This window comes from Pseudomonas sp. Marseille-QA0332 (assembly GCF_054950175.1).
Genome location: NZ_CM143106.1, coordinates 4,166,534 through 4,183,718 on the forward strand (window position 1 = coordinate 4,166,534; position 17,185 = coordinate 4,183,718).

Annotated in this window: 14 protein-coding genes; 2 read left to right on the forward strand and 12 right to left on the reverse strand. The window is 64.5% G+C overall.

Going from position 1 to position 17,185, the window contains the following annotated elements; all coding sequences use genetic code 11:
* Nucleotides 1-25: 25 nt before the first annotated feature.
* From acs to dksA, 11 genes are all read right to left on the reverse strand, one after another.
* On the reverse strand, nucleotides 26-1,960 hold the full coding sequence (acs, locus tag ACY8GK_RS19220) for an acetate--CoA ligase (RefSeq protein ID WP_462401831.1): 1,935 nt from the start codon (nucleotides 1,958-1,960) through the stop codon (nucleotides 26-28).
* Between the two features lie 258 nt (nucleotides 1,961-2,218).
* A complete protein-coding gene (pgi, locus tag ACY8GK_RS19225; protein WP_196177949.1) occupies nucleotides 2,219-3,883 on the reverse strand; it encodes a glucose-6-phosphate isomerase in 1,665 nt (554 codons plus the stop codon).
* Nucleotides 3,884-4,000: 117 nt separating this feature from the next.
* Nucleotides 4,001-4,858, reverse strand: coding sequence for a pantoate--beta-alanine ligase (gene panC, locus ACY8GK_RS19230; protein ID WP_196177947.1), 858 nt, complete (start codon nucleotides 4,856-4,858; stop codon nucleotides 4,001-4,003).
* Nucleotides 4,855-5,655: a 3-methyl-2-oxobutanoate hydroxymethyltransferase gene (panB, locus tag ACY8GK_RS19235; protein WP_196177945.1), complete on the reverse strand. Its 801-nt coding sequence runs from the start codon at nucleotides 5,653-5,655 to the stop codon at nucleotides 4,855-4,857. The genes panC and panB overlap by 4 nt, the downstream gene beginning before the upstream one ends.
* 246 nt (nucleotides 5,656-5,901) lie before the next feature.
* The gene (folK, locus tag ACY8GK_RS19240) at nucleotides 5,902-6,381 is read right to left on the reverse strand and encodes a 2-amino-4-hydroxy-6-hydroxymethyldihydropteridine diphosphokinase (RefSeq protein WP_196177943.1); all 480 of its coding nucleotides are present in this window, start codon (nucleotides 6,379-6,381) and stop codon (nucleotides 5,902-5,904) included.
* A gap of 2 nt (nucleotides 6,382-6,383) precedes the next feature.
* Nucleotides 6,384-7,766, reverse strand: a complete 1,383-nt coding sequence (locus tag ACY8GK_RS19245; RefSeq protein ID WP_462401832.1) for a polynucleotide adenylyltransferase PcnB — start codon at nucleotides 7,764-7,766, stop codon at nucleotides 6,384-6,386.
* Between the two features lie 794 nt (nucleotides 7,767-8,560).
* Nucleotides 8,561-9,997, reverse strand: coding sequence for a sigma-54-dependent transcriptional regulator (locus ACY8GK_RS19250; protein ID WP_196177939.1), 1,437 nt, complete (start codon nucleotides 9,995-9,997; stop codon nucleotides 8,561-8,563).
* Nucleotides 9,998-10,001: 4 nt separating this feature from the next.
* Nucleotides 10,002-12,977, reverse strand: a complete 2,976-nt coding sequence (locus ACY8GK_RS19255) for a sensor histidine kinase (protein ID WP_196177937.1) — start codon at nucleotides 12,975-12,977, stop codon at nucleotides 10,002-10,004.
* Nucleotides 12,961-13,137: a hypothetical protein gene (locus ACY8GK_RS19260; RefSeq protein ID WP_003250005.1), complete on the reverse strand. Its 177-nt coding sequence runs from the start codon at nucleotides 13,135-13,137 to the stop codon at nucleotides 12,961-12,963. The genes ACY8GK_RS19255 and ACY8GK_RS19260 overlap by 17 nt, the downstream gene beginning before the upstream one ends.
* A 185-nt stretch (nucleotides 13,138-13,322) precedes the next feature.
* A complete protein-coding gene (gene gluQRS / locus ACY8GK_RS19265; RefSeq protein WP_196177935.1) occupies nucleotides 13,323-14,210 on the reverse strand; it encodes a tRNA glutamyl-Q(34) synthetase GluQRS in 888 nt (295 codons plus the stop codon).
* Nucleotides 14,211-14,317: 107 nt separating this feature from the next.
* On the reverse strand, nucleotides 14,318-14,764 hold the full coding sequence (gene dksA, locus ACY8GK_RS19270; protein ID WP_196177933.1) for an RNA polymerase-binding protein DksA: 447 nt from the start codon (nucleotides 14,762-14,764) through the stop codon (nucleotides 14,318-14,320).
* A 211-nt stretch (nucleotides 14,765-14,975) separates the two neighbouring features.
* Between dksA and ACY8GK_RS19275 the strand changes: the two genes are divergently transcribed.
* Nucleotides 14,976-16,148: a pyridoxal phosphate-dependent aminotransferase gene (locus ACY8GK_RS19275; RefSeq protein WP_462401833.1), complete on the forward strand. Its 1,173-nt coding sequence runs from the start codon at nucleotides 14,976-14,978 to the stop codon at nucleotides 16,146-16,148.
* A complete protein-coding gene (sfsA, locus tag ACY8GK_RS19280) occupies nucleotides 16,148-16,861 on the forward strand; it encodes a DNA/RNA nuclease SfsA (RefSeq protein ID WP_196177930.1) in 714 nt (237 codons plus the stop codon). Before ACY8GK_RS19275 ends, sfsA begins: the two co-directional genes overlap by 1 nt.
* Here sfsA and ACY8GK_RS19285 read toward each other — a convergent pair.
* A complete protein-coding gene (locus ACY8GK_RS19285) occupies nucleotides 16,824-17,168 on the reverse strand; it encodes a Rieske (2Fe-2S) protein (RefSeq protein ID WP_196177928.1) in 345 nt (114 codons plus the stop codon). The two genes, sfsA and ACY8GK_RS19285, sit on opposite strands and share 38 nt — an antisense overlap.
* Between the last annotated feature and the right edge of the window lie 17 nt (nucleotides 17,169-17,185).

Sequence of the window (17,185 nt, forward strand, 5' to 3'; positions counted from 1 at the left end):
CCCGGACAGCCGATGCCGGCTGCCTTCACTGGTTCAGGCGTTGGTCGATCAGCCCCTGTACCACACCCGGATCGGCCAGGGTCGAAGTGTCGCCCAGGCTGTCGAGTTCATTGCAGGCGATCTTGCGCAGTATACGTCGCATGATCTTGCCCGAGCGCGTCTTTGGCAGCGCGGGCGCCCACTGGACCCGCTCGGGCTTGGCGAAGCTGCCGATTTCCTTGCTCACCAGAGCCAGCAGCTCGGCCTTCAAGGCCTCGTCCGGAGTGATCCCGTGCATGGGCGTGACGAAGGCATAGATGCCCTGGCCCTTGAGCTCGTGCGGGTAGCCGACCACCGCGGCCTCGGCGATCGCCTCGTGCAGCACCAGGGCGCTTTCGACCTCGGCCGTGCCGATGCGATGGCCGGAAACGTTGATCACGTCGTCGATGCGCCCGGTGATCCAGTAGTCGCCATCGGCGTCGCGGCGTGCCCCGTCGCCGGTGAAATAGTACCCAGGCATCGGCTTGAAGTAGGTGTCGAGCATGCGCTGGTGGTCGCCATGGACGCTGCGGATCTGGCCCGGCCAGCTGTCCTTGATCGCCAGCAGGCCGGCACCAGCCCCCTCGATCTCCTTGCCTTGCTCATCCAGCAGCACCGGCTGGACACCGAACAGCGGCTGGCTGGCGCAGCCAGGCTTGAGGCGCGGGTTGCCAGGCAGCGGGCTGAGCATGATGCCCCCGGTTTCGGTCTGCCACCAGGTGTCGACGATCGGGCAGCGTTTCTGGCCGACCTCCTCGAAGTACCATTCCCAGGCTTCCGGGTTGATCGGCTCGCCGACACTGCCAAGCAATCTCAGGCTTGCACGCGAAGTGCTTTGCAGGGGAGCATTGCCCTCGCGCATCAGCGCGCGCAGGGCAGTGGGTGCGGTATAGAAGATGTTGACCTGGTGCTTGTCCACCACCTGCCAGAAACGCGAGCAGTCTGGGTGGTTCGGTACGCCCTCGTACATCAGGCTGGTTGCGCCGTTGGCCAAGGGCCCATAGACGATGTAGCTGTGGCCAGTGACCCAGCCGACGTCGGCGGTGCACCAGAAGACCTCGCCCTCGCGGTAGTCGAACACCACCTTGAAGGTCAACGCCGCCTGCAACAGGTAGCCGGCGGTGCTGTGCAGCACACCCTTGGGCTTGCCGGTGCTACCAGACGTGTAGAGGATGAACAGCGGGTCCTCGGCGCCCATCGGTTCGGCAGGACAGTCCTCCGAGGCGGCGGCGATGGCCTCGTGGTACCAGATGTCACGCTTGTCTTGCCAGGCGATCCGGGCACCGGTGCGGCGCACCACGAACACGTTCTCGACAGCGGGGCAGCTCTCCAGGGCCTTGTCGACGTTCTGCTTGAGCGCGATGCGTCGGCCGCCACGAATGCTCTTGTCGGCGGTAACCAGCGTGCGGCAGTCGGCGTCGCGGATGCGATCACGCAAGGCATCGGGCGAAAAACCGCCGAACACCACCGAGTGGACCGCGCCGATCCGGGCGCAGGCGAGCATGGCGTAGGCCGCCTCGGGAATCATCGGCATGTAGATGCAGACCCGGTCGCCCTTGCCCACCCCTCGTGCTTTCAGCGCGTTGGCCAGGCGGCAGACCTGACGATGCAGTTCGCGGTAGCTGATGGCCTGCGAGTCGCCTGGATCATCGCCTTCCCAGAGCAGCGCCATGCGGTCGCCTCGCCTGGCCAGGTGGCGATCGATGCAGTTGACGCTGACATTGAGCTGGCCGCCGTCGAACCAACGCACATCGCCGTCGGCGAAGCGGCCTTGGCGTACGCTCGACCAGGGGCTGATCCAGTCCAGCAAACGGGCCTGCTCGCTCCAGAACGCGTCGGGACGCTCGACGGACTGGCGGTACATGCGCTGGTAGTCGTCCGCCGACAGCTGCGTGGCATCGATCGTGGACATGGCTTGTGGATACTGGCGGATATCGAACATGGCGGGTGATCCTGCGCTTGTCGTGCCGGCACGCGGCTGGGGACTGCACCGATCCTGGACGCGGGGCAACGATCCGGCTGCCGGCAGGATGAAGTGCAACGGCTGTTCGATAGGGAAGTGTAGCTGGGTTGGGGAGGGGCAATGGCGGGGGCGAGGGCGCATGCCGGTACCGGCGACGCAGCTCAGCCGGCTGAGGAGCCGCCGGCGCCCCGGCGGCGGCCGCCTCTACCGGCGCGGCGGCCCTTCGCTTACCGCCCGTCAACCACGGTGACGGCTACGGAAATAGTTGATCAGGCCTTGGGTGGAACCATCGTCCGCGGCGGCTTCCTGGCTGCCGACCAGGCGCTGGTAGACTTCCTTGCCCAGCTCCTTGCCCAACTCGACGCCCCACTGGTCGAAGGCGTTGATGCCCCAGACCACGCTCTGCACGAACACCTTGTGCTCGTACATGGCGACGAGCGCGCCCAGGCGACGCGGGCTGATGCGCTCGACCACCAGGGTATTGCTCGGGCGGTTGCCCGGGATCACCTTGTGTGGTGCGAGCCGGGCGACGTCCGCCTCGCTCATGCCTTTTTCGCGCAGCTCGGCCTCGGCTTCCTCGCGGGTCTTGCCCAGCATCAGCGCCTGGCTCTGCGACAGGCAGTTGGCATACAGCCACTGGTGATGGTCGGAAACCGGATTGAAGCTCACCACCGGAACGATGAAGTCGGCCGGGATCAGTTGCGTGCCTTGATGCAGCAGCTGGTGATAGGCGTGTTGGCCGTTGCAGCCGACACCGCCCCAGATCACCGGACCGGTCTCGATCTTGGCGGGCGAGCCGTCCTGCAGCACGCTCTTGCCATTGGATTCCATGTCCAACTGCTGGAGGTGCTTGGTGATGTTGCGCAGGTAATGATCGTACGGCAGGATCGCATGGCTTTGCGCGCCCCAGAAATTGCCATACCAGACCCCCAGCAGGGCCAGCAGCACCGGCATGTTCTGTTCGAACGGCGCGGTCTGGAAGTGCTGGTCCATGGTGTAGGCACCGGACAGCAGCTCCTTGAAGTTGGCGGTGCCGATGGCCAGCGCGATCGGCAGGCCGATCGCCGACCATAGCGAATAGCGCCCGCCGACCCAGTCCCACATCGGGAAGATGTTCTCTTCGCGGATACCGAAGGCCACGGCAGCGGTCTTGTTGCTCGACACGGCGATGAAGTGGCGATACAGCTCTGCCTCGGAGCCGCCCTGGGCCAGGTACCAGGTCCGCGCGGCGGTGGCGTTCTTCAGGGTCTCGAGGGTGTTGAAGGACTTCGACGAGACGATGAACAACGTGGTTTCGGCACGCAGCTTGGCCGACAGCTCATGGAATTCGCTGCCGTCGATGTTGGCCAGGTAGTGGCAGCGCACGCCGCGCTGGGCATACGGCAACAGGGCTTCGGAAACCAGCTCCGGCCCCAGGAAGGAACCGCCGATACCGATGTTAACCACGTCGGTGATCGGTTTCTCGCTGTAGCCACGCCACAGCCCGTCGTGGATGCGCCCGACCAGCTCGGTGATCTGGTTGAGGACTTTGTGGACCTCGGGCATCACGTTGACGCCATTGACTTCGAGCTTGTCGCCCACCGGCCTGCGCAAGGCGGTATGCAGCACCGGTCGGCCTTCGGAGGCATTGATGATCTCACCAGCGAACATCGACCTGATGGCCTCTTCAAGACCGACGCTTCTGGCCAGGTCCACCAGCAGTTCGCGGGTCTGTTCGGTAATGAGGTTCTTCGAGTAGTCGAGGAACAGGCCGCAACTGCTCAAGGAGAATTCTTCGAAACGCTTCGGGTCAGCGGCGAACGCTTCGCGCATGCTGAATCCTTGCATGGCGTCGCGGTGTTGCTGGAGCGCCTGCCAGGCGGGCAGCGCCGTCACATCATGGGGGGTACGATAATACGCCATTGCGCATGGGTTCCTTGGTGCGTTGACTTGCCTTGGACACTGGCGCGTGTCGCCAGTTGCAGGCTGGCTTCATTATAGGCACAGCCTGCGTTGCAGCCAGCATGGCGCCGCGTTTGGCTAGCCAGTGGCAAGAACCAGGTGCAAATTGTCGATCAGACGGGTCTGCCCCAGATAGGCGGCGGCAATGATCACCAGGTCATGGTCGTCGGCAATCGCCGGGCGCAGGGTCAGCGCCTGGCGCACTTCGAAGTAGTCGGTACGCAGCCCCGCTGCCTCCAGTCGTGCCTGCGCCTCGCTGGCCAGCACCGGATAGTCACGACGACCCTGGCGAACCGCTTCGGCGACTTGCTGCAGGACTTGGTACAGGACAGGGGCCGTGGCACGCTGCTGCGCGCTCAGATAACCGTTGCGCGATGACAATGCCAGACCATCCTCGGCACGCACGGTCGGCTCGCCAATGATCTGGATCGGCAGGTTCAGGTCGCGCACCAGCGCTCGGATGACCGCCAGCTGCTGGAAATCCTTCTCGCCGAATACCGCCAGGTCGGGCTGGACCATGTTGAACAGCTTGCTGACGACCGTCGCCACGCCTTCGAAATGCCCTGGACGGCTGGCGCCACACAGCCCTTCGGAAAGACGCGGTACGCTGACACGGGTCTGGGCCTCCATGCCGTCGGGGTATATTTCTTCGACGGTGGGCGCGAACAGCAGGTTGCAGCCAGCCTGGAGCAGCTTTTCCTGATCGGCGGCCAAAGTGCGCGGATAGCTGCCAAGGTCCTCGCTGGCCCCGAACTGCAACGGGTTGACGAAGATGCTGGCGACCACGAAGTCGGCACGTTGCGCCGCCTTGGTGACCAGCGCGACGTGCCCGCTGTGCAGGTTGCCCATGGTCGGCACGAAGCCGATGCGCTTGCCTTCGCTGCGCGCGCGTGCCACGGCGGCGCGCAGTTCACGGACGGTCTTGACTGTATTCATGCGCTGAACTCGTGTTCGCTGGCGGGGAAGCTCGCCTCCTTGACTGCCTTGACGTAGGCGGCAAGGGCGCTGGGGATGTCTGGTTGGCCATGCATGAAGTTCTTCACGAAACGCGGGACGCGCCCTGTGAGCGACAAGCCGAGCATGTCATGCAACACCAGGACCTGCCCATCAGTGGCGCTACCGGCGCCGATGCCAATGACCGGGACGCTCACGGAGCGGCTGATCTGGGCGGCCAGCTCGGCTGGCACGCATTCGAGCAGAAGCATCGCCGCGCCGGCCTGCTCGAGCGCGATGGCATCGTCACGCAGCTTGCGGGCCTGGGCCTCCTGACGACCCTGGACCTTGTAGCCACCGAAGACATTGACCGTCTGTGGCGTCAGACCCAGGTGGGCGCACACCGGAACGCCGCGTTCGACCAGGCGGCCTATGGTCTCGGCCAGCCAGGCGGCCCCTTCGATCTTGATCATGTGGGCGCCGGCTTGCATCAGCGTGGCACTGTTGGCCAGGGCCTGCTCGAGCGTGGCATGGGCCATGAACGGCAGGTCGGCGAGGATCAGCGCCCCTTGGTTGCCACGCTTGACGCTAGCGGTGTGATAGGCCATTTCGGCCGTGGTCACTGGCAGCGTGCTGTCGTGGCCTTGCAGGACCATGCCCAGCGAATCCCCGATCAGCAGCACTTCCACGCCGGCCTGGCTGGCGACCTTGGCGAACGTCGCGTCATAGCAGGTCAGCATGGTGATCTTTTCCCCCTTGGCCTTGAGGCCGTTGAGGGTGGTCAGGGTAACGTCAGGCATGTGAAAGAGTCCTCGTTCGGGCACCACGCAGGCCGGGCCGGGCAAGAGGCCGAACGGTCTGCACGGTGGGCACATCATCGTACGTGATGTTCAGTCGCAGGGCTGGCCGCGGTCGCTCCACGGCATCGGTGGCGGATCGACGCCACGGGCGCCTATAGTCATGAGCGGGATAGGGGAAGTCAATGACTGTGTTACCGCATGTGCGCGACGGGCGATTACGCTGTTACCGCCAACGTAACACCCAGGTTACAGCCTCTCGAGCCCGACGAAGGGGCAGGCCGCGAGCAGGTCGGCCAGTTGCCGTCCATCGGCCAGCCGAAAATCGGCCGGCACCAGCTCGGCCAGCGGATACAGCACGAAGGGGCGCGCCTGCATGTGGTAGTGCGGCACTTTGAGGCGCGGTTCGTCGATCAGCTGGTCGCCATACACCAGGAGGTCGAGGTCCAGCGTCCTGGGACCCCAGCGTTCCTTGCGCTCGCGCCCCTGATCGGTTTCGATGGCTTGCAGGGTATCGAGCAGCGCCAGGGGCGCCAGGTCGGTGTCCAGCGCCGCCACGGCGTTGGTGTAGCGAGGCTGGCCAGGCAGCAGCGAATCGCTGGCATAGAAGCTGGAGACAGCGGCCAGGCGCGCGCCTGCCGCGGCGTCGAGCGCCTGCAAGGCACTGCGCAACTGCTCGGCAGGCTCGGCCAGGTTACTGCCAAGACCGATGTAGGCACGTACCGTCATGCTCAGTCCCAGTTCTCGTCGCCACCTTGCCTGCGCTTGCTACCGCTGCGCTTGCGCTTGCGCGGCGCGGCGCCTTCGTCACGGCTGCCGAGGTCGCGGATCATGTTGCGGCGCTCGCCGTCGTTGGCCTCCTGGTAGTCGGTCCACCACTGGCCCAGTTCGTCGGTCTGCTCGCCAGCGCTCTCGCGCAGCAAAAGGAAATCGTAGCCGGCGCGGAAGCGAGGGTTGTCCAGCAGCAGGTCGGCCCGTTTGCCGCTGCGCCGTGGCAGGCGCTCCTGCATGTCCCAGATCTCGCGGATCGGCAAGGTAAAGCGCTTGGGGATGGCCACGCGCTGGCATTGCTCGACGATCAGGTCATGGGCCGCGCCGCTCATGGCAGGAATCGGCGGCACCCCCTGGCTTTGCAGGTAGAGCGCCCGTGCTGGCAGCGCCGGCCAGAGCAGGGCCGCGAAGAGGAACGCGGGGGTCACCGGCTTGCCTTGGCTGATGCGCAGGTCGGTGTTGCTCAAGGCCTGGCTGATCAGTGTATGGGTATAGGTCGGCCGCTCCTCGAGCGCCTGGGCGCTTGCCGGGAACAAGGGATCGAACAGCTGCAGGTCGACCAGCATCTCGAAAGCCAGCGCGCCGTGGCCGGAAAGGAACAGCTTGAGGCTTTCCTCGAACAATCGGGCTGGCGGGATTTCGCGCAGCATCGGGGACAGCTCGCGAATCGGCTGGACGGTGTGCTTCTCGATGCCGAAGTCGAGCTTGGCGGCGAAGCGCACCGCGCGCAGCATGCGCACGGGGTCTTCCTGATAGCGCTGGACCGGGTCGCCGATCAGGCGCAGCAGGCGATTGCGGATGTCATGAACACCGTTGGCGTAGTCGAGGATACGTTCGCTGACCGGGTCGTAGTACAAGGCGTTGATGGTGAAGTCACGACGTTGCGCGTCATCTTCTAGGGTGCCGTATACGTTGTCGCGCAGGATGCGACCGCTGGCATGGTGCGACGAACGGTGACTATCGGACTGGTCTTCATCGGAGTGGTGGGCACGGAAGGTAGCCACCTCGATGATTTCGCGACCGAACTGCACGTGGACCAGCTTGAAGCGACGACCGATGATCCGGGCATTGCGAAATTCGGCGCGGACCTGTTCTGGAGTGGCACTGGTGGCGACGTCGAAGTCCTTGGGGGTGATGCCCAGGAGCAGGTCGCGGACACAGCCGCCGACCAGATAGGCTTGGTAACCCGCGCTTTGCAGGCGCTCGACGATGCTGACCGCGTGGCGGCTGAACTGGCTGCGCTGCAGCGAGTGCTGGCTGCTGTTGATCACCTCGGGCGTGGTACGCCTGTGGTGCTGGCCACGGACAGGAGGACGGAAAGACTGGAACAGCTTCTTCAGCATGGGATGCACTGTTTGAAGGAATGTTCGGCCAAGAATGAGGGAATGGCCGCATGATAGGCGGGGATTCTAGCATTTACTCGTGGGATGGTGTAGGCGGTACGCCAAGGGGCATTGCAGCGAGCGAACCTGGCATCCGGAAACGACATGGGGAGCCGAAGCTCCCCAGGAAAGTCGTTGCGTGCTCTTGTTGTTTTTCTGTCGGGCTCTTGTTTTTGTTGAGTGCCCAGTCCGCAAGCTCTCCCGAGCTTGTGGACGACTCCCAAAACCGGGAGTGAGGAGCAAACGGATTGCTTTGGTCGCTGATGTCATGCTGATCTATCGATCCAACCAGTTCAGGCGCTGCTTTTTAGTGCAGTTTTTGTTGTTCTCTGCCTGGTCATGGGGCAAGCCCCAAGCATCACTCCTCTCCAAAAGAATCAGTTAGCTGCGCCTCCGCCGTCTTGTTCTTGTTATGCGTGAGCCGATTCGTCTTGTTCTTGTTCTGTTTTTGCCGTGCTTGTTATTGTTCTTGTACCAGATACATAGCAGGTGCCGTGCCAACTTTTTAAAACCCAACGAAATCAAGGGGTTGAGACGTTTGGTGCTGCGACAAAGCGTCGCGATCGCAGTAAAATCGTTACCGTATGCCTCGGATTTGTTACGGCTTGAGGGTGGCGGTAACACCCCCCTGGCAAGCCTCGCCTCAAACTGATCACGGTGCCCTGGCGTTCGGCAAACCCTGTCAGGGCTTGCGAGCCACGGCAGGCTGATCGTCAAATCCGCGGGTTAGGTGGCCCAGGCTCGCAGCTCTGCGCTCAGCTGTCGCTGGTGGCGTTGCTTTTGCGCCGAGGGATGCCCAGGCGCTGGCGGCGCTCCCACAGACATTTGCGGCTGACACCCAGCTTGCGCGCCAGCTCGGTTTCGGTCATGTGGTCCTGGTGTTCGAGGACGAAGTGATGGAAATAGTCTTCCAGCGACAGGTCCTCGGTCGGCTCGTGGCTGGTGCTGGCGGTCGAGGAGCTCGCCTGGTTCTCGTCGAAGCTGTCTTCCTCCTCCAGGTCGCTCAGCTCGATGTCGATGCCTAGCAGCTCGGCGGATATTTCCGCGCTCTCGCTGAGAATCACCGATCGCTCGACGGCGTTTTCCAGCTCGCGCACGTTGCCTGGCCAGCTGTAATGGCGAATCGCTTGCTCGGCTTCGACAGAGAAGCGCAGGTCATCCCGTCCCAGCCGCGCGCTGTGTCGGGCCAGGAATGCCTTGGCGATCTCGATGACGTCGTTGCCGCGCTCGCGCAGCGCCGGCAGCTTCAAGGCGATCACGTGCAGCCGGTAGTAGAGGTCTTCGCGAAACTGCCCGGCCTTGGCCAAGCTCTTCAGGTCGCGGTGGGTCGCGGCGATCAGGCGCACGTCGACTTTCTGCGACTGGACCGAACCGACACGGCGGATTTCCCCTTCCTGCAGCACGCGCAGCAGCCTGGCCTGGGCTTCTAGAGGCAGCTCGCCGATTTCATCGAGGAACAGCGTGCCCCCATCGGCCGCCTCGACCAGGCCCGCGCGGCCGGCGCTGGCACCTGTGAAGGCGCCCTTTTCATGACCGAACAGCTCGGACTCGATCAAGGTTTCCGGAATCGCGGCGCAGTTGACCGAGATCATCGGCGCCTTGGCCCGTCGGGACAGGTTGTGCAAGGCCCTGGCCACCAGTTCCTTGCCGGTACCCGACTCGCCTTGCACCAGCACATTCGAATCGGTAGGGGCGACCTTGCGGATCTTGCCGAACAGATCCTGCATCGGCGCGCATGAGCCGATGATGCCGATGTCGCCATTGGCCGCGCCGGTCGCCGCCTTTTCGGTGCCGGCCGGCTTGCTGGTCGGCCGTGCCTCGGCGCCTGGCCCGGGCGCGCGCTGTCGATCGCGCAGGATGCGGGCCACCGCCTGGAGCATCTCGTCATGATCGAACGGCTTGGCGATGTAGTCCACCGCGCCCATCTTCATCGAGTCGACGGCCGAGCGCAGGCTGGCGTAGCTGGTCATGATCAATACCGGCGTGCCTTGCCCGAGCTTGATCAGCTCGGTGCCTGGCGCACCGGGCAGGCGCAGGTCACTGACGATCAGGTCGAACGTGGCGATGCTGAAGCGCTCCTGGGCTTCCTGCACCGAGCCCGCTTCGCTGACCTGATACTGGTTCCGCTCGAGCAATCGGCGCAAGGCCGAGCGGATGATGGTTTCGTCTTCGACGATCAGAATATGCGGCATTGATTCAATTCTCTCGACGGTCTCGATTCTCAGGGGACGTCGCTACGACATGCCTGGGCAGCGTCACGCGGATCCGGGTACCTCGTTGCCGTTCGATATCGGCCGGGCTGTCGATCGTGATTTGCCCATAATGCTCTTCCACGATGGAATAGACCAGAGCCAGCCCCAGGCCAGTCCCTTCGCCGGGATCCTTGGTGGTGAAGAAAGGCTCGAACAGACGGTCCATGATGTTCTTCGGAATGCCAGTGCCCTCGTCTTCGACGATCAGGTCGACGGTGTGTTCGCAGACCGTGCTGCGCACGCGCACGGCGCTGCCGGGCGGCGAGGCGTCGCGGGCATTGGACAGCAGGTTGATCAGCACCTGGGCCAGGCGTTGCGGGTCACCCTCGACCCAGTGTTCGGGATCGCACAGGTTGAAGAACTGCACCTCGAAGTTGCGCCGGTTCAAAGCCAGCAGGCCGATCGCGTCCTGCGCCACTTCGGCCAGGCAGACCGGCTCTTCGCTGTTCTGGTGACTGCCGCCGGCATGGGCGAAGCTCATCAGCGATTGCACGATGCGCGAGACGCGCTTGGTCTGCTCGAGGATCTGGCTCGACAGCTCGGTGATCTCGCCGTCGTCTTCGCGCTCCTCGCGCAGGTTCTGCGCCAGGCAGGCGATGCCGGTGATCGGGTTGCCGATTTCGTGGGCGACGCCGGCAGCGAGGCGGCCGATGCTGGCCAGCCGTTCGGAATGGACCAGCTTGTCTTCCAGGGCCTGGGTCTCGGTCAGGTCCTCGACCAGCAGCACTAGGCCGCTGTTGCCAGGCGCCAGCGGCTCGTCGATGGCCGCCTTGTGCAGGTTCAGCCAGCGGGTCTGGCCATCGAGCGCCAGGCGCTGCTTGTGCAGGTGTTCATCGGGCACGTTGATGAACCCCAGCAGCAGGCCGCGCCAGGGTTCACCGATGGTCTTGAGGCGTGAGCCGACCACATGCTTGGCGGCGATGCCGGTCAGCTCCTCCATGGCCTTGTTCCACATCAGGATTTCCTGGTCCTTGGCCAGGGAGCAGACCCCCATCGGCAGTTCCTGCAAGGTCTGGCGATGATAGCGGCGCAAGGCATCGAGCTCGGCGGCCAGACCGGTCAGGCGCGAGTGGTAGTCCTCCAGGCGGCTCTCGATGAAGTGGATGTCCTCGGTCACGTAGTTCTCGCTACCGGACTTGTAGGGCAGGAAGGTCTCGACCATGTCCTGGGCGACACTGGGGCCCATCAGCCCGGAGAGATTGGCCTCGATGCGGTCGCGCAGCCGGCGCAGCGCATAGGGGCGACGCTCGTCGAACGGCAGGTACAGATCGCGCAGGGCCTGCTCGACTTCCTTCTGCGCGGCCTTGGCGCCTAGTGGCTTGGCCAGCTGGGTGGCGAACTCCTGGGGCGAGGCAGCATGCAGTTCGCGCCGCTGGGGGCGGCGCACATTGTCCACGGCGCAGGCTTCGGCGGCACTGTCTTCTTCGCTGCTGGCGTTGGTGAACAGCGAAATCAGGGTGAACAGCAGCACGTTGGCGGCCAGCGAAGCGATCGCCGCCATGTGCCAGCTGGTGTCGTCGAGCACGTAGATGACGTCCAGCAACGGAATGTAGAAACCCTGCAGATTGCCCAGTAGTGGCAGCAGCATGGTCACTACCCAGACCAGGAAGCCGGCGAGCAGGCCCGCGATGAAGCCGCGCCGGTTGGCTGTCGGCCAGTACAGCACCGAGAGTACCCCCGGGAGGAACTGCAAGGTCGCGACGAAGGCGACGATGCCCAGGTTCGCCAGGCTCTGGTGATTGTTCTGGAGCATGTAGAAGACCAGCCCGGCAGTGATGATCGCGACGATCAGTGCCCGGCGGGTCCATTTCAGCCAGCGGTAGATGTTGCCTTCGGCCGGTGGCTGGTACAGGGGCAGGACCAGGTGATTGAGTGCCATGCCGGACAGTGCCAGGGTGGTCACGATCATCAGGCCACTGGAGGCGGACAGCCCGCCCACGTAGGCCAGCAGGGCCAGGCCCGGATGGTCGGCGGCAATGCCCAGGCCAAGGGTGAAGTATTCCGGATTGGTGCTGGCCCCCAGGCGTAGCCCTGCCCAGAGGATCAACGGCACGGCCAGGCTCATCAGCAGCAGGAACAGCGGCAGGCCCCAGCTGGCGCTGACCAGTGCGCGAGGGTTGAGGTTCTCGGTGAAGGCCATGTGGTACATGTGCGGCATGACGATGGCCGAGGCGAAGAATACCAGCAGCAGCGTCCTCCACGGCCCTTCCTGCAGTGGCGTATGCAGCGCGGCCAGGGCCGTCTGGTTCTGCAACAGCCAGACTTCGAGCTGGTGTGGGCCGCCGAACACGCCATAGAGGGCGTAAAGGCCGACGCCGCCCAGGGCCACCAGCTTGATCACCGACTCGAAGGCGATGGCGAATACCAGCCCCTCGTGTTTCTCCCGGGTGGCGATGTGTCGTGAACCGAAGAAGATGGTGAACAAGGTGATCATCGCGCAGAAGCCGGCCGCGATCGGCGCCTTCACTGGCTCGGCACTGAGGATGCTGATCGAGTCGGTGACCGCCTGGATCTGCAGCGCCAGCAGGGGCAGGACCCCGACCAGCATGAACAATGTGGTCAGCGCGCCAACCCAGGTGCTGCGAAAGCGAAAGGCGAGCAGGTCGGCCAGCGAGGACAGCTGGTAGGTGCGCGTGATCTTGAGGATCGGATAGAGCAGCACCGGCGCCAGCAGGAAGGCACCGGAAACGCCGAGGTAACACGCCAGGAAGCCATAGCCGTACTGGTAGGCCAGGCCTACCGAGCCATAGAAGGCCCAGGCGCTGGCATAGACGCCCAGGGACAAGGTATAGGTCAGCGGGTGGCGGATGACCGAGCGCGGGATCAGGCCGCGTTCGCTGACCCAGGCCACGCCGAACAGCACCAGCAGGTAGGCGGCGCTGACCAGGATCATCTGGGTCAGGCTAAAGCTCATCGGCATCTCGTTGGCTCTGCAGGATGAAGGTCACGACGATCAGGATCAGCCAGAGCAGGTAGGGGCGATACCAGGCTCCGGTGGGTTCGATCCACCAGTCCATGATGGCGGGAGAGAACAGGTAGATCCCGACCACCAGCAGCAGGACCAGACGGTAGATGTACATGTTGGCCTCGAGTCAGGGCGCCAGGATCGGTCGTTTATTATCGGCGCAAATGGCAAGCCGCGGCGCAAGCGCTGTCTGCCTACGGCAAAGGCTTGAATCTATTGGGCTTTCGAGCAATCGGCAAGGCCTGCCTGCATTTATCCGGGCCATACCGCCAGGACCGGCCAGTGGTGGGGCCTGGGCGATCAGCGCAGCTGCGCCTCGGGCAAGGTGGTCCGGTTGGCGATGGCCTGCGGGCGCCAGCGCTGCGTGGCGATGGCCAGCACCTCGGCGGGGCTGGCAGCGTCCATCGTCGGTTCGGTGGCCTGGCCCAGCGCCCTCAGCGCGCGCAGCAGCAACGGCGTGGCCTGGTCGGCGGCCAGGGGGGGCGAGCGATAGGACTTGCCGAGCTTGTGCCCGTCGGGCTGGGTGATCAGCGGGATATGCAGGTAGCGCGGATGAGGCAGCCCGAGCAGCTCCTGTAGGTACAGTTGGCGGGGCGTGTTGTCGAGCAGGTCGGCGCCGCGCACGACGTCCGTCACTCCCTGCCAGGCATCGTCCAGCACCACCGCCAGTTGATAGGCGTACAGGCCGTCGCGACGCTGGATGACGAAGTCGCCCACCTCGCGTCCCAGATGCTGCTCGAAGCGGCCCTGCACCCGGTCGACGAAATGGTAGTTCAGCTCCGGCACGCGCAGACGAATCGCCGCGCCCTGACGGGGGTGGCCGGCATTGCGGCAGAAACCGGGATAGACGCCGTCGTAGCCTTCGAGCTGCTTGCGCGAGCAGGTGCAGGCATACGCCAGCCCCTGGCGCAACAGGCGTTCGACCACTTCGGCATAGACCGCATGGCGCTGGCTCTGGCAGACCACCTCGCCATCCCACTCCAGCCCGTAGCGCTCGAGGGTCTGCAGGATGGCGTCACGGGCCCCGGGCATCTCGCGGGGCGGGTCGGTGTCTTCCACCCGTAGCAGCCAGCGTCCTCCGGCGGCCCGGGCATCGAGCCAGGAGGCGAGGGCGGCGACCAGCGAACCGAAATGCAGAAAGCCGCTTGGGGTCGGGGCGAAGCGTCCGACGTAGCTGGAGTCGTTCATGGCCGCGGGTCCATCAATGAAGCGGGGCGCCTGAGCGCCCCGTGGTGATCTGTCTGCCGGCAGGCGACAGCGAACTGCAAGCCTGCCTGCGCAGGGTCGCCAACAGGTCAGGCCTTGCCGACCTGCTTCTCCTTCTTTTCCGCCAGCTCCTTGCAATCGAAGCACAGGTCCGCCGTCGGACGGGCCTCCAGCCGACGCAGGCCGATCTCGACGCCGCAGGCCTCGCACCAGCCGTATTCCTCGTCTTGGATCTTCTGGATGGTCTTGTCGATCTTCTTGATCAGCTTGCGCTCGCGATCACGGTTGCGCAGCTCCAGGGCGAACTCCTCTTCCTGGCTGGCACGGTCGGCCGGATCCGGGAAATTGGCGGCTTCGTCCTTCATGTGGTCGACGGTGCGATCCACGCTCTGCATCAGATCTTGCTTCCAGGCATTGAGCAGTTTCGTGAAGTGGGCCCGCATGGGCTCACCCATGTACTCTTCGCCCTGGGTTTCCTCGTAGGACTCTACGCCGTGAAAAAGTTGACTGCTTTTATGCTTTTCTTGGGTGGACATGAATAGACCGCCTCTCACTCATCTGATCCAATGCACAGGCTTGCTCCATCTCCGGCACCCGCCGGCCCTGCGACTGCGAGCCGCCGAACTTACCAGATAGATCAGGGGTATGCTACCCCGCCTGCATCGAGGTATTGACAGCGGCGTGTCACACACGTTCGCAGCCGTGCAAAGGTAGAATCACCAGTCTAGTCCAAATCGAGAAAAGCCCATGGCCCAGTCCTACAGCGAGCGCAGTCGCGCCATCGAACCCTTCCATGTCATGGCCTTGCTGGCGCGGGCCAACGAACTGCAGGCCGCTGGGCACGACGTGATCCACCTGGAGATCGGCGAGCCGGATTTCACCACCGCGGCGCCTATCGTCGAAGCTGGCCAGGCCGCGCTCGCCGCCGGCCATACTCGCTACACCGCGGCGCGTGGGTTGCCGGCATTGCGCGAGGCGATCGCCGGCTTCTATGGCCGGCGGCATGACCTCGATGTCGATCCGCAGCGTATTCTGATTACCCCTGGCGGGTCTGGCGCCTTGCTGCTGGCCAGCAGCCTGCTGGTCGATCCGGGCAAGCATTGGCTGCTCGCCGACCCCGGCTACCCATGCAATCGGCATTTCCTGCGACTGGTGGAAGGCGCGGCGCAGCTGGTGCCGGTGGGGCCACAGGACAATTACCAGCTCAATGCCGAGCTGGTGGCGCGGCACTGGAACCGGCAGACCGTCGGCGCCCTGGTAGCCTCGCCAGCCAACCCGACCGGTACCGTGCTCATGCGCGACGACCTCGCCAGCCTCTCCCAGGCCACCCGCGCGCAGGGCGGGCACCTGGTAGTGGACGAGATCTACCATGGTCTGACCTATGGCATGGATGCGCCAAGCGTGCTCGAAGTGGACCAGGAGGCATTCGTCCTCAACAGTTTTTCCAAGTACTTCGGCATGACTGGCTGGCGACTCGGCTGGCTGGTCGCCCCACCAGCGGCAATGGCGGACCTGGAAAAGCTGGCGCAGAACCTCTACATCAGCGCGCCGAGCATGGCCCAGCATGCTGCGCTGGCCTGTTTCGAGCCGGCCACCCTGGCGATCCTCGAACAGCGTCGCGCCGAGTTCGCCCGGCGCCGCGACTACCTGCTGCCCGCCCTGCGCGCGCTGGGCTTCCGGATCGCCGTCGAGCCGCAGGGCGCCTTCTATCTATATGCCGACATCAGTGCCTTCGGTGGTGATGCCTTTGCGTTCTGCCAGCATTTCCTGGAAACCGAGCACGTGGCGTTCACGCCCGGGCTGGACTTCGGTCGGCACCTGGCAGGGCACCATGTGCGCTTCGCCTATACCCAAGGGCTGGAGCGTCTGGAAGAAGCGGTACAGCGCATTGCCCGTGGGCTGGAAGGCTGGCGCGGCTGATGCTCTTCTTCCCCTTGCTCGAGCAGGCGCGCCTGCTGCGGCGCTACAAGCGGTTCCTGGCCGATATCGAACTGGCCAGCGGCGAACAGATTACCATCCATTGCCCCAATACCGGCTCGATGCTCAATTGCATGCAGGCAGGCGGACGCGTGTGGTTCAGTCGCTCCAGCGATCCGAAACGCAAGTTGCCAGGCACCTGGGAAATCAGCGAGACGCCGCAGGGGCGCCTGGCCTGCATCAACACCGGGCGAGCCAACGCACTGGTCGAGGAGGCCCTGCGTGCCGGGGTGATCGGCGAGCTGGCCGGGTTCACCGCGCTCAGGCGTGAAGTGGCCTATGGCGAGGAGGGTAGCCGGGTGGACTTTCGCCTGGATTTTCCCGACGGGCCGGCCTATGTCGAGGTCAAGAGCGTCACCCTGGGCTATCCGGACAGCGCCGTGGCGGCTTTCCCCGACGCCGTCACCCAACGCGGCGCCAAGCACTTGCGCGAATTGGGCGCGTTGGCGCGGCAGGGTATCCGCGCGGTGCAGTTGTACTGCGTCAATCTCGCCGGCGTGCAGGCGGTGCGTCCTGCCGGGGAGATCGACGCCGCCTACGCCCAGGCCTTGCGCGCAGCGATGGACGATGGCGTGGAGGTGCTGGCCTACGGTACGCGCCTGGATGCCGAGCAGATCGTCATCGATCGGCCTCTGCCGGTGCTGGTCGATCGCTGAGCCAGATGCCTCGACTGTCTTCCAGGCTGTCGAGTGCCTGTAGTCGCTCGCCTTCGCAGGGACCAGCCACGCATTCGCCTGTCTCGATCAGGAACAGCGCGCCATGGTGGGCACAGCGAACCAGGCTGGCGCTTTCGTCGAGAAAAGCGTCGGTTCGCCATTCCAGGGGTATGCCCCGGTGCGGGCAGCGGTTGCGATAGAGGTAGACCTGGCCTTGGCGGCGAACGCCGAACAGTTGCAGGCCCTCTGTCGTGAACGAACGACTGGTGCCCTCCGGCAGGTCGTTGGAATGGCAAAGAAACTGCATTGCCTGGAAACCTCTTG

What these genes read in the sequence shown, in the direction of transcription:
- sfsA (WP_196177930.1), top strand. Translation starts at nt 16,148, where the DNA reads ATGCTCTTCTTCCCCTTGCTCGAGCAGGCGCGCCTGCTGCGGCGCTAC.
- folK (WP_196177943.1), bottom strand. Translation starts at nt 6,381, where the DNA reads ATGACGGTACGTGCCTACATCGGTCTTGGCAGTAACCTGGCCGAGCCT.
- ACY8GK_RS19245 (WP_462401832.1), bottom strand. Translation starts at nt 7,766, where the DNA reads ATGCTGAAGAAGCTGTTCCAGTCTTTCCGTCCTCCTGTCCGTGGCCAG.
- acs (WP_462401831.1), bottom strand. Translation starts at nt 1,960, where the DNA reads ATGTTCGATATCCGCCAGTATCCACAAGCCATGTCCACGATCGATGCC.
- ACY8GK_RS19250 (WP_196177939.1), bottom strand. Translation starts at nt 9,997, where the DNA reads ATGCCGCATATTCTGATCGTCGAAGACGAAACCATCATCCGCTCGGCC.
- ACY8GK_RS19285 (WP_196177928.1), bottom strand. Translation starts at nt 17,168, where the DNA reads ATGCAGTTTCTTTGCCATTCCAACGACCTGCCGGAGGGCACCAGTCGT.
- ACY8GK_RS19275 (WP_462401833.1), top strand. Translation starts at nt 14,976, where the DNA reads ATGGCCCAGTCCTACAGCGAGCGCAGTCGCGCCATCGAACCCTTCCAT.
- panB (WP_196177945.1), bottom strand. Translation starts at nt 5,655, where the DNA reads ATGCCTGACGTTACCCTGACCACCCTCAACGGCCTCAAGGCCAAGGGG.
- panC (WP_196177947.1), bottom strand. Translation starts at nt 4,858, where the DNA reads ATGAATACAGTCAAGACCGTCCGTGAACTGCGCGCCGCCGTGGCACGC.
- ACY8GK_RS19255 (WP_196177937.1), bottom strand. Translation starts at nt 12,977, where the DNA reads ATGCCGATGAGCTTTAGCCTGACCCAGATGATCCTGGTCAGCGCCGCC.
- ACY8GK_RS19260 (WP_003250005.1), bottom strand. Translation starts at nt 13,137, where the DNA reads ATGTACATCTACCGTCTGGTCCTGCTGCTGGTGGTCGGGATCTACCTG.
- gluQRS (WP_196177935.1), bottom strand. Translation starts at nt 14,210, where the DNA reads ATGAACGACTCCAGCTACGTCGGACGCTTCGCCCCGACCCCAAGCGGC.
- pgi (WP_196177949.1), bottom strand. Translation starts at nt 3,883, where the DNA reads ATGGCGTATTATCGTACCCCCCATGATGTGACGGCGCTGCCCGCCTGG.
- dksA (WP_196177933.1), bottom strand. Translation starts at nt 14,764, where the DNA reads ATGTCCACCCAAGAAAAGCATAAAAGCAGTCAACTTTTTCACGGCGTA.